The sequence below is a fragment of the Micromonospora globispora genome (assembly GCF_003857015.1).
Taxonomy (GTDB): domain Bacteria; phylum Actinomycetota; class Actinomycetes; order Mycobacteriales; family Micromonosporaceae; genus Micromonospora; species Micromonospora globispora.
In genome coordinates this window covers 1-10,072 of the sequence record NZ_QGGF01000716.1, presented here as the reverse complement: position 1 = coordinate 10,072, position 10,072 = coordinate 1, and the positions used below count along the sequence as shown (strand labels likewise).

Genomic DNA, 10,072 nt, shown 5'->3' with positions numbered 1-10,072 from the left:
GCCTGGACCTCCCCGACGACGGCGAGGCCCGCTTCCTCCTGACCTGACCCCCGCGGCCCTCCGCGATCTTGCACGTCCGGCCCCGGCGAAACCGGCTTTCCGGGCAAGGGGCGGGCGCTGATTGCAGAATCGGCGGGGGAGCGGGTCAGCCCGCCGCGCCGAGGTAGCGGGTGGCGAGGGTGTGCAGCAGGTCGGTCAGTTCGGGTGGGTGCTGGACGGTGAAGTCGGCGTCGAGGAGGCCGAGCCAGACGGCGATGGTCTCCAGGCGGTCGGCGCCGGTGTGCAGCAGGCAGCTCCGCTCGTCCACCGGCTCCACCGTGCCGACGGCCGGGTTGATCCGCTCGGTGACCACCGCGGCCGGGGCGTGCACCGGGATCCGTTCCCGGTGCCGCCAGGCGGCCGCGGAGACCCCGCGCCGGACCCGGTCCACCACGTCCTCGGGCAGCTCCCGGGACGTGAAGCGGGGCCCGGTCGGGGTGCGCGGGGTGATCCGGTCGACTCGGAAGGTCCGCCAGTCGTCCCGTTCCGGGTCGAAGGCCACCAGATACCAGCGGCGACCCCAGTTGACCAGCCGGTACGGTTCGACGTCCCGCCGCCCGGTGGTCCCGTCGTGCCGGACATAGTCGAAGCGCAGCCGCTCCCGGTCCCGGCAGGCGGCGCTGATCGTGCTGAGGGTGCCGGCGTCCACCCGGGGCCCGGGCTCGTCGTGCGGCACCCGGACGGTGTACGCCTGCAGCGCGTTGACCCGGCGGCGCAGCCGGGACGGCAGCACCTGTTCCAGCTTGGCCAGCGCCCGCAGCGAGGTCTCCTCGATCCCGGCCACCGTGCCCCCGGCGGCGGTACGTAGTCCGACCGCCACCGCCACCGCCTCCTCGTCGTCGAGGAGCAGCGGCGGCAGGGCCGCCCCCGCGCCGAGCCGGTACCCGCCCACGGCGCCCCGGGTGCCGTGCACCGGGTAGCCCAGGTTGCGCAGCCGCTCGATGTCGTTGCGCACGGTCCGGGTGCTGACCGCGAGGCGGTCGGCCAGCTCGGCCCCGGTCCACTCGCGCGGGGTCTGCAGCAGCGACAGCAGGCGCAGCAGCCGCGCCGAGGTCTCCAACATTTCTGGGATTCTGCCACTTCATTAGGAACGGACTGTTCCTAATTGATCTCTAGCCTTGTGGCATGGCTGAGAACACCGCGATCGTCCCGTTCCGCATCGACATCCCGCAGGCCGAGCTCGACGACCTCGCCGACCGGCTGTCCCGGACCCGCTGGGCCGAGGAGCTGCCTGCCGACCCGGCGGCCGCCCCCGCCGGCCCGGTCCCGCCCGCCTGGGAGTACGGAGTCCCGGTCGGCTACGTGCGGCGGCTCGCCGAGCACTGGCGGACGACGTACGACTGGCGGGCGTGGGAGGCGAAGCTCAACGCGTACCCGCAGTTCAGCACCGAGATCGACGGGCAGAACGTGCACTTCCTGCACGTCCGCTCGCCCGAGCCGGACGCCACCCCGCTGATCCTCACCCACGGCTGGCCGACCACGGTGGTCGAGTGGCTGGACGTGATCGGCCCGCTGACCGACCCCCGCGCCCACGGCGGCGACCCGGCCGACGCGTTCCACCTGGTCATCCCCTCGGTGCCCGGGTTCGGCTTCTCCGGCCCGACCCGGGAACGCGGCTGGAACCGGTTCCGGGTGGCCCGCGCCTGGGCCGAGCTGATGCGCCGCCTCGGGTACGACCGCTACGGCGCCGCCGGCAACGACCTGGGCTCCTTCGTCGCGCCCGAGGTGGGCCGGACCGACCCCGAGCACGTCCTCGGGGTCCACGTCACCCAGGTCTTCTCCCTCCCCTCCGGCGACCCGGCCGAGGTGGCGGCGCTGTCCGAGGAGGACCGGGGCAAGGTGGCGTTCGCCGACTGGTTCGTGCGGAACCGGGGCGCCTACGACAAGCTCCACTCGACCGAGCCGCAGAACGTGGCGCACGCGCTGGCCGACTCGCCGGTCGGCCAGCTCGCCTGGAGTGCCCAGCTGATGGGGGAGTTCCTCGACCCGGACTACGTGCTCACCAACGTGATGATCTACTGGCTGACCAACACCGCCGCCTCGTCGGCGCGCTTCTACTACGAGGACGCGGAGGTCGTGCCGCCGACGCAGAAGGTGAACGGCCGCGGCACCGAGGCGTTGCCGCCGACCACGGTTCCGCTCGGCCTGGCGAATTTCGCCTACGACTTCGCGTCGATCCGTCCGCTCGCCGAGCGGGACCACAAGAACATCGTCTCCTGGCACACGTACGACCGGGGCAGCCACTTCGCCGCCCACGACGCGCCCGACCTGCTGGTGGCCGACATCCGGCAGTTCTTCGCGGCGCTGCGGTGAGAACGCCGAGGGGCGTCGGTCGACTCGACCGACGCCCCTTCGCGGACCGGGTACCAGCGGCTCAGCCGAAGCGGCCGGTGATGTAGTCCTCGGTCTTCTTCACGCTCGGGTTGCTGAAGATCTTCTGGGTGTTGTCGTACTCGATCAGCCGACCCGGGTCGCCGGTCTTCTCGATGGAGAAGAAGGCGGTCCGGTCCGACACCCGGGCGGCCTGCTGCATGTTGTGGGTGACGATGACGATGGTGAACTGGTCCTTGAGCTGGAACATCAGGTCCTCGATGGCCAGCGTCGAGATCGGGTCCAGCGCCGAGCAGGGCTCGTCCATCAGCACCACCTGCGGCTCGACCGCGATGGTGCGGGCGATGCAGAGCCGCTGCTGCTGGCCGCCGGAGAGGCCGGCGCCGGGCTTGCCCAGCCGGTCCTTCACCTCGTCCCAGAGGTTCGCCGAGCGCAGTGCCCGCTCGGCGGCCTCCTCCAGGATCGACTTCTTCTTCACGCCGTTGAGCCGCAGGCCGGCCACCACGTTCTCGAAGATGCTCATGGTCGGGAACGGGTTGGGCCGCTGGAAGACCATGCCGATCATCCGGCGAACCGCGGTCACGTCCACGTCCCGGTCGTAGATGTCCTGGTTGTCGATGGTCAGGTTGCCCTCGACCCGGGCGCCGGGAAGCACCTCGTGCATCCGGTTGATCGACCGCAGGAAGGTGGACTTGCCGCAGCCGGACGGGCCGATCAGGGCGGTGACCGTCTTCGGCTCGACGGTCAGGGTGATGTTCTCGATCGCCTTGAAGCCGCCGTAGTAGGCGCTCACGTTCGTGGCTTCGATGCGCTTGGCCATGGTGGTACCTCCGGGGTTCATCGGCCGAGCCGGTTGCGACGGGCCAGCAACTTCGCCGCGATGGTCAGGACGAGTACGAGGGCGACCAGGGTCAGTGCCGCCGTCCACGCCCGCGCCGGCGAGTACTTCGAGGCATCGCCGGCCTGCTGGTAGACGAAGAGAGCCAGCGACGACTGGTTGTTCTCGAACGGGTTGACGTTGATCGCCGCGCCGCCGCCGGCGACCAGCAGCACTGGGGCGGTCTCGCCGGCCGCGCGGGCGATGGCGAGCATCACGCCGGTGACGATGCCCGGCAGGGCGGTCGGCAGGACGACCCGCAGGATGGTCTTCCACTTCGGCACGCCGAGGGCGTACGCGCCCTCGCGCAGCGGCGCCGGGACGAGCCGGAGCATCTCCTCGGTGGACCGCACCACGGTCGGGAGCATCAGCACGCTGAGCGCGAGCGCGGCGGCGAAGCCGGAGAATCCGGGCCGGCCGTCGTTGACCATCGGCGACACGATGAGCACCCAGAACGCCAGGACGAACAGACCGGAGACGATCGACGGGATGCCGGTCATGACGTCGACGAAGAACCGGATGGCGAAGGAGAAGCGGCCCCGCCCGTACTCGACGACGTAGATGGCGCAGAGGATGCCGAGCGGAACGGTGATCAGGGTGGCGATGCCGACCTGCTCCAGCGTCCCGACGATGGCGTGGTAGGCGCCGCCGTTCGGGTCCCGCGCCCCGATGTTGTTCATCGAGGTGCCGAAGAAATTGCCGTCGAGGCGCTCGACTCCCTTGCTGACCAGGGTCCAGACCACGGAGGCCAGCGGCAGCACCGCCAGCACGAAGGCCGAGTGGATCAGCGCGCTCCAGGTGCGGTTGCGGGCCGCCCGCCGCCCCTCCACCGCGTTCGCGGCGGCGAAGAGGCCGGCCAGGTATAGCAGCGCGGCGACGACCACGACGAGCACCGGGCCACCGATGCCGGTGCCGTAGACGATGCCGGCGGCGACCAGGAGGGCCGCGAGGGCGATGAGGGGAGCGGCGTACCGGGGCAGCCGCCTGGCCCGCAGCGTGGTCGGCTGGGCCGTCGGCCGCGGGCGGTGGGTGGTGACAGTGGTGCTCATGCGGCCGACTCCGTGAACTCCCGGCGGCGGTAGATGATGACCCGCGCCGTGATGTTGACGATCAGCGTGATGGTGAAGAGCACGAGACCGGAGGCGATCAGCGCACCCCGACCGGTGTCGTTCGCCTCGCCGAACGCGTTGGCGATGTTCGCGGCGATGGTGTTGCCGCCGTTCTGGATCAGGTTGAACGAGACGCCGAAGGTGATGCCGAGGGTCATCGCGAGCGCGATGGTCTCCCCGAGTGCCCGGCCCAGGCCGAGCATCACCGCGGCGATGACGCCGGGACGCCCGTACGGCAGCACGGCCGTGCGGATCATCTCCCAGCGGGTCGCGCCGAGCGCGAGGGCCGCCTCCTCGTTGGCGGTGGGGGTCTGCAGGAAGACCTCGCGGGAGAGCGAGGTGATGATCGGCAGCACCATGATCGCCAGCACCAGCGAGCCCAGCATGATCGACCTACCGAAGGGGCCGTCGCCGCCGAAGATCGGGATCCAGCCGAAGTACTCGTTCAGCCAGGCGGAGAAGTCCCGCACCGGGTTGATGAAGACGTCCCGGCCCCAGAGACCGAAGACGACGCTGGGCACCGCGGCGAGCAGGTCGATCAGGAAGCCGAGCGCGGTACCCAGCCGGCGCGGGGCGTAGTGGGACAGGTAGAGCGCGATGCCCAGGGCCACCGGGACCGCGATGAGCAGCGCGAGCGCGGAGCTGAGGACCGTACCGAAGGCGAGCGTGCCGATGCCGAACTTCGGCTGCGCCTCGTTGGGCGACCAGCCCTCGTAGGTCCAGAAGTTCTCGGTGTTCGCCCGCAGCGCCGGGACCGCCCGGGCGATCAGGAAGATCGCGATCGCCGCGATGATGACCAGCACGGCGGTGCCGGCGGCCAGGGTGAGGCCGCGGAACGCGCGTTCCGCGCCGAACGACCGGGCCCGCGGCAGCGCGCCGCCGCCGCCCATCCCGTTGTCGACCGGGGTACGGGGGTTGCCTGGCGTCTCGGCCACACGCGCCGAGGCACCGGCGGCCCACTCGTGGCCCGTGGCCACGGTGATCCCGCCGGTGCCGGCGTGCGCCGAGCGCTGAGGGGTGTCACCCATCTGCTCGCTCGCTTCGCATTGAGAAGGTGGTATTGCTCTTCGACGGTCAGGAGAGGTTCTTGACCGCGGCCTCGACCTTGGTGCGGACCGAGTCCGGCAGCGGGGCGTAGCCCAGCTCGCTCAGCTGGGCCTGGCCGTCGCTGCTGGCGGCGTAGCCGAGCAGCCCCTTGACCAGCGGCAGCTTGTCGGCGGGCAGCCCCTTGCTGCAGACGATCTCGTAGGTCACCAGGACGATCGGGTACGCCCCGGCCTCAGTGGTGTTGTAGTCGATGGACATCTTGAGGTCGTCGCCCTGGCCCTCGACCTTGGCGGCGGCGATGGTCTTGCCGGCCGCCTCGCCGGTCAGCTCGGTGTACTCACCGGCGCCGTTCTTGATCTTGGCCTTCTTCAGGCCGGAGTTCTCGGCGAAGGAGAGTTCCATGTAGCCGATCGAGCCGTCCGCGCCCTTGACCGAGCTGGCCACGCCGTCCGAGCCCTTGGCGCCGGTGCCGCCCGGGGCCTTCCAGGCCTTGGCGTGGTCGAGGGTCCAGTCGGCGGAGGCGGCCTTCGACAGGTACTTGGTGAAGTTGTCGGTGGTGCCGGACTCGTCCGAGCGGTGCACCGTCTGGATGGTGGTCGCCGGCAGCTTGGCGTCCGGGTTGTCGGCCTTGATCGCCGCGTCGTCCCACTTGGTGACCTTGCCGGCGAAGATCTTGGCCAGGGTGGCCGGGTTGAGCTGGAGGTTGTCCACGCCGCTCACGTTGTAGGCGACGGCGATCGGGCCGGTCACCATCGGCAGGTGGATGGCCTTGCCACCCGAGCACTTGGCGTCGGCCTGCGGCTGCTCCTCGGGCTTGAGCGCCGAGTCGGAGCCGGCGAAGTCGGCGGTGCCGGCGATGAAGGCCTGGATGCCGGCGCCCGAGCCGGACGGCTCGTAGTTGATCGTGGTGCCGGCGCACTTCTGCTGGTACGCCTTGATCCACTCGGCCATCGCGTTCTTCTGCGCGGAGGAGCCCTGCGCGTTCAGCGTGCCCTTGCCGCAGTCGACTGCGGCGGCGGAACCGGAAGCGGAGGTGGCGGTCGGCTCGTTGTTGTCGGAGCCGCACGCGCTGAGACCGAGCACCGCGGTAAGAGCGAGGCAGGCGATGACGCCGTGCCGCTGGAGCTTCACCTGAGGGGTTTCCCTTCACGTCTTTGGTCAGGTCGCCCGGGCAGGCCCGGGTGCCGGCGCTGACCGGCTGACACGAAAGGTAGAAGTCCCAGGTAGCCGGTTTGCCGGGCGCAAGTGAACGCCAGGTGAACAGGTGCGACCGACGGGGTGGCCCTCACCTGAGTAGGGGTTGTCCTTTTCGTGAACTCGCCGCCCAGTATCGCTAATAGTACGATTTTTCCGGGCGGCCGTTATCCCGCCGAGCCTGTCCCGTGACGCCCCCGTGATCGGAGCGCGGGAGCCGACGGTTGTCAGCCGAGGTGGTAGTTGACGTGCGCGGACCAGCGGGCGAAGCCCAGCCGCTCGTACAGCGCCACGGCGCTGGTGTTGGACTCGTCCACGTAGAGCATCACCCGGTCCAGGCCCCGCCGATCCCGCAGGTAGGCCAGCCCCGCGCTGGTCAGGGCCTTGCCGAGCCCGCCGCCATGGGCCGACGGATCCACCCCGAGCACGTAGACCTCGCCGATCCGGGCCGAGCCGGGTCGTTCGTGCACCTTGGTCCAGTGGAAGCCGAGCAGCCGGCCGGTGGCGGACTCGACGGCGAGCAGGAAACCGGCCGGGTCGAACCACGGCTCGGTGAGGCGTACCCGGAGGTCGGCCGGCGTCCAGCGGCCCTGCTCGGGGTGCTGGCCGAAGGCCCGGGCGTTGAGTGCCAGCCACGCGTCGTCGTCCTCGCCCGGCCGGAACGCGCGCAGCTCCACCCCGTCGGGAAGACGCGGTTCGGCCAGCGCGCCGGTCAGCGGACGGCGCAGCTGCCAGAGCACTCGGGCGCGGGTGAAACCGAGGTCGACCGCGAGCGCGGCGGCGGACGGGTGGTCGCCGTGCGCCCAGGCCCGCAGCGGCCCGGCCGCCGCGGCCAGCACCCCCCGGGTCAGCGCCCGGCCGGTGCCCTGCCGGCGGTACGTCGGATGCACCACCAGCTCCACGCCGATGCCGGCCGCCGGGTCGGTGGTGTCGAGATGGGCGTAGCCGGTGAGGGTGCCGTCGGCGGCGTGCGCGGTGAGGTGCACGGCGGGTGCCTCCGGGTCCCGCAGCCGCAGCAGCACGTGCTCGTCGAGCGGGTCGGCGCCGTCGGCGTCCCCGGCGATGCGGGCCAGGGCCAGCACCTCGGCGACCTCGACCGGCGCCAGCCGGTCGGCGCGGGTGACGCGGTCGGCGGTCGGCTCGGTGCTGCTCATCCCGTCACCGTAGCGGCCCGGGCCGGGCCGATCATGCCGGACGTGACGACCGGTTGCGCGATGCCCGTCACGGTGCGCGGAGCCCGGTGCCCCCGACCACCGGAGCGTCGCCGACCCGTGCGGCAACCGTCGTTCACGTGGTGCCGGTGGGCAGCGCCTCCAGCTGGAACCGGGTCATCAGCACCGGCAGGAGGTGCTGCAGGGCTTGCACCGTGCCTGCCCGGTTCCCGCCGGCGTCGTGCATCAGCACGATCGAACCGGGTGCGGTCTGACCCAGCACCGTGGCGGTGATCCTCGCCGCGCCGGGGGCCTTCCAGTCCGACGGGTCGACGGTCCAGTGCAGGGGGGTCATCCCCATCTGCTCGCAGGTCGACACCACCGGGTACGTCCAGGCCCCGCCGGGCTGCCGGAAGTACGCGATCCGCGCGTTCGGCACCGCCGCGCGGATGGCGGCGTTGGTGCGCATGAGGTCGGACCGGATCACCGCGGCCGGGCGCTTGCCGAGGGTCATGTCGTGGTTCCAGGAGTGGTTGCAGAGGGTGTGACCCTCGGCCACGATCGCCTGGATGAGGTCCGGGTGGTTCGTTGCGTTCACGCCCACCACGCAGAAGGTCGCCTTGACGTCGTACTTCCGCAGCAGCGCGAGCACCTGCGGGGTGTACACCGGGTCCGGCCCGTCGTCGAAGGTGAGCGCCACCCGGGTCGACCCGGTGGAGACCCGGCTGCCGTAGGGGCCGTTGCTGTCCGGGTCCAGTTGGGGCTGCCGCTCGGCCTGCGCGCTCGGTGTGGTCGGCACGGGGCGGCTCGGGCTCGCGGTGGGGTGCGCCTGGGTGGCGCCGGTCGCGACGCCGGTGTGCCGCTGCCGGGGCGGATCGGGGACCAGGCTCTGGCCGAGGGCGTACGCGGAGACCAGCAGTGCCGCCAGCACGAGCAGGACGATCGCACCGCCCCGGACGCTCGGGTTCGCCAGCGGTCCCCGTCGCGACGAGGACTGCTCGGACCGGTAGTAGCCCCCGCGATACTCGCCCACCGTCGCCCCTTCCTGCCGCAAACCCCGCAACCAGAGTAAAAGTCACGAGATGCGCAAAAGGGGCACACAGCAAGAGTCCCCCTGAAAGGGGTAACGGGGTGAAGTGGCCGGTCAGACCGGCAGCGGGGCGTGCTCCGACTCGGGCAGCGAACGCGACGGCGGGACGACGAACTTGTAGCCCACCTGACGCACGGTGCCGATCATCGACTCGTACTCCGAGCCGAGCTTGGCCCGCAGTCGCCGGACGTGCACGTCGACCGTGCGGGTGCCGCCGAAGTAGTCGTAGCCCCACACCTCGCGGAGCAGCTGGTCCCGGGTGAACACCCGGCCCGGGTGCTGGGCCAGGAACTTCAGCAGCTCGAACTCCTTGTAGGTGAGGTCGAGCGGGCGCCCCTTGAGCTTGGCCGCGTAGGTGTCGGGATCGATGGTCAGCTCACCGGCCCGGATCGAGCCGCCGGCGCCGGCCGTCGCGTTGCTGAGCCGGCCGACCGCGAGCCGCAGCCGGGCCTCCACCTCGGCCGGGCCGGCCCCGGCCAGGATCACGTCGTCCACGCCCCAGTCCGCGTTGAGCGCGATCAGGCCGGCCTCGGTGACCACCGCGACCAGCGGTACGCCGAGCCCGGTGGCGTGCAGCATGCGGCACGTCGCGCGGGCCTCGCTCAGCTCGGAACGGGCGTCCACCAGGACCGCATCCGGGCTCGGGCCGGCGACGAGCGTGCGGACGTCCCGGGGCGCGGTGCGGACCGAGTGCGGCAGCAGGTCGAGTGCCGGCAGCACCGCCGATGGTTCACCTGCGCGCGCGGTCACCAGGAGCAGGATCTCCACACGATCACCTCCGTCCCAGCGGCATGGCCGCGGGCGACCAGCGCACCTCCGCTCGGAGGTGGCGCTGAGAACTTGCGTGGGTCCCGGCGTCGCTGACGGGCGGGTAACGGCTTGAGCCTAACGGAAAGTCTGGCCGTCACCGCCGCGCTATACACCCTATGCCCGATGTGCCCCCGATCGCGGCCCAGGTTTTAACGTTGCCGAAACCGTGACCTCCGCGGGAGCCGCCTGGTCTGGCACGATCGGGGCGTGTATCCCTCGACCTCGCCCGAGACCGGCCGTGACCCGTGGGCCGACGGCGCCCGTCCGGGGCCGACCGGCCCCTCCCGTGGCTACCCGCCGGGCCCGCGTACCGGCCCGGCCGCCGACGACGGGGACCGGCGTGAGCGGGGCGGTCCCCGTCGGCTCCGCAAGGGCGGGCCCGGCCGCCACGTACCCGAGCGGGGCGAGTGCGGCGATCTGCGAC

General features: G+C 71.6%; 9 protein-coding genes and 1 pseudogene. 2 read left to right on the top strand and 8 right to left on the bottom strand.

The window, feature by feature from the left end:
- Positions 1-145 precede the first annotated feature (145 nt).
- Positions 146-1,102 carry a helix-turn-helix transcriptional regulator gene (locus tag DKL51_RS32790; RefSeq protein ID WP_124813196.1) on the bottom strand — a complete coding sequence of 319 codons (957 nt, stop codon included), beginning with the start codon at positions 1,100-1,102 and terminating at the stop codon, positions 146-148.
- 62 nt (positions 1,103-1,164) lie between these two features.
- Between DKL51_RS32790 and DKL51_RS32785 the strand changes: the two genes are divergently transcribed.
- The gene (locus tag DKL51_RS32785) at positions 1,165-2,352 is read left to right on the top strand and encodes an epoxide hydrolase family protein (RefSeq protein ID WP_109942845.1); all 1,188 of its coding nucleotides are present in this window, start codon (positions 1,165-1,167) and stop codon (positions 2,350-2,352) included.
- Between the two features lie 61 nt (positions 2,353-2,413).
- Here the strand turns inward: DKL51_RS32785 and pstB are convergent, their stop codons facing one another.
- The 7 genes from pstB to DKL51_RS32750 all read right to left on the bottom strand — a co-directional run bounded on the left by pstB (position 2,414) and on the right by DKL51_RS32750 (position 9,606).
- A complete protein-coding gene (gene pstB, locus DKL51_RS32780; RefSeq protein WP_109942844.1) occupies positions 2,414-3,190 on the bottom strand; it encodes a phosphate ABC transporter ATP-binding protein PstB in 777 nt (258 codons plus the stop codon).
- A gap of 17 nt (positions 3,191-3,207) precedes the next feature.
- Positions 3,208-4,296: a phosphate ABC transporter permease PstA gene (pstA, locus tag DKL51_RS32775; RefSeq protein ID WP_109942843.1), complete on the bottom strand. Its 1,089-nt coding sequence runs from the start codon at positions 4,294-4,296 to the stop codon at positions 3,208-3,210.
- Positions 4,293-5,384 carry a phosphate ABC transporter permease subunit PstC gene (gene pstC, locus DKL51_RS32770; protein WP_109942842.1) on the bottom strand — a complete coding sequence of 364 codons (1,092 nt, stop codon included), beginning with the start codon at positions 5,382-5,384 and terminating at the stop codon, positions 4,293-4,295. The genes pstA and pstC overlap by 4 nt, the downstream gene beginning before the upstream one ends.
- Positions 5,385-5,430: 46 nt before the next feature.
- Positions 5,431-6,534, bottom strand: coding sequence for a phosphate ABC transporter substrate-binding protein PstS (pstS, locus tag DKL51_RS32765; protein WP_109942841.1), 1,104 nt, complete (start codon positions 6,532-6,534; stop codon positions 5,431-5,433).
- Between the two features lie 290 nt (positions 6,535-6,824).
- Positions 6,825-7,751, bottom strand: coding sequence for a mycothiol synthase (mshD, locus tag DKL51_RS32760; RefSeq protein WP_109942840.1), 927 nt, complete (start codon positions 7,749-7,751; stop codon positions 6,825-6,827).
- 133 nt (positions 7,752-7,884) lie between these two features.
- The gene (locus tag DKL51_RS32755) at positions 7,885-8,721 is read right to left on the bottom strand and encodes a polysaccharide deacetylase family protein (protein WP_109942848.1); all 837 of its coding nucleotides are present in this window, start codon (positions 8,719-8,721) and stop codon (positions 7,885-7,887) included.
- 171 nt (positions 8,722-8,892) lie between these two features.
- Entirely contained in the window at positions 8,893-9,606 is a 714-nt protein-coding gene (locus tag DKL51_RS32750; protein ID WP_109942839.1) for a winged helix-turn-helix transcriptional regulator, read from the bottom strand.
- Positions 9,607-9,855: 249 nt separating this feature from the next.
- Between DKL51_RS32750 and DKL51_RS35970 the strand changes: the two are divergent.
- Positions 9,856-10,072: pseudogene (locus DKL51_RS35970) on the top strand (hypothetical protein); the annotation flags it as partial.

Coding starts and splice junctions, on each gene's coding strand:
- DKL51_RS32790 (WP_124813196.1), bottom strand. CDS start 1,102: ATGTTGGAGACCTCGGCGCGGCTGCTGCGCCTGCTGTCGCTGCTGCAG.
- pstB (WP_109942844.1), bottom strand. CDS start 3,190: ATGGCCAAGCGCATCGAAGCCACGAACGTGAGCGCCTACTACGGCGGC.
- mshD (WP_109942840.1), bottom strand. CDS start 7,751: ATGAGCAGCACCGAGCCGACCGCCGACCGCGTCACCCGCGCCGACCGG.
- pstA (WP_109942843.1), bottom strand. CDS start 4,296: ATGAGCACCACTGTCACCACCCACCGCCCGCGGCCGACGGCCCAGCCG.
- pstC (WP_109942842.1), bottom strand. CDS start 5,384: ATGGGTGACACCCCTCAGCGCTCGGCGCACGCCGGCACCGGCGGGATC.
- DKL51_RS32785 (WP_109942845.1), top strand. CDS start 1,165: ATGGCTGAGAACACCGCGATCGTCCCGTTCCGCATCGACATCCCGCAG.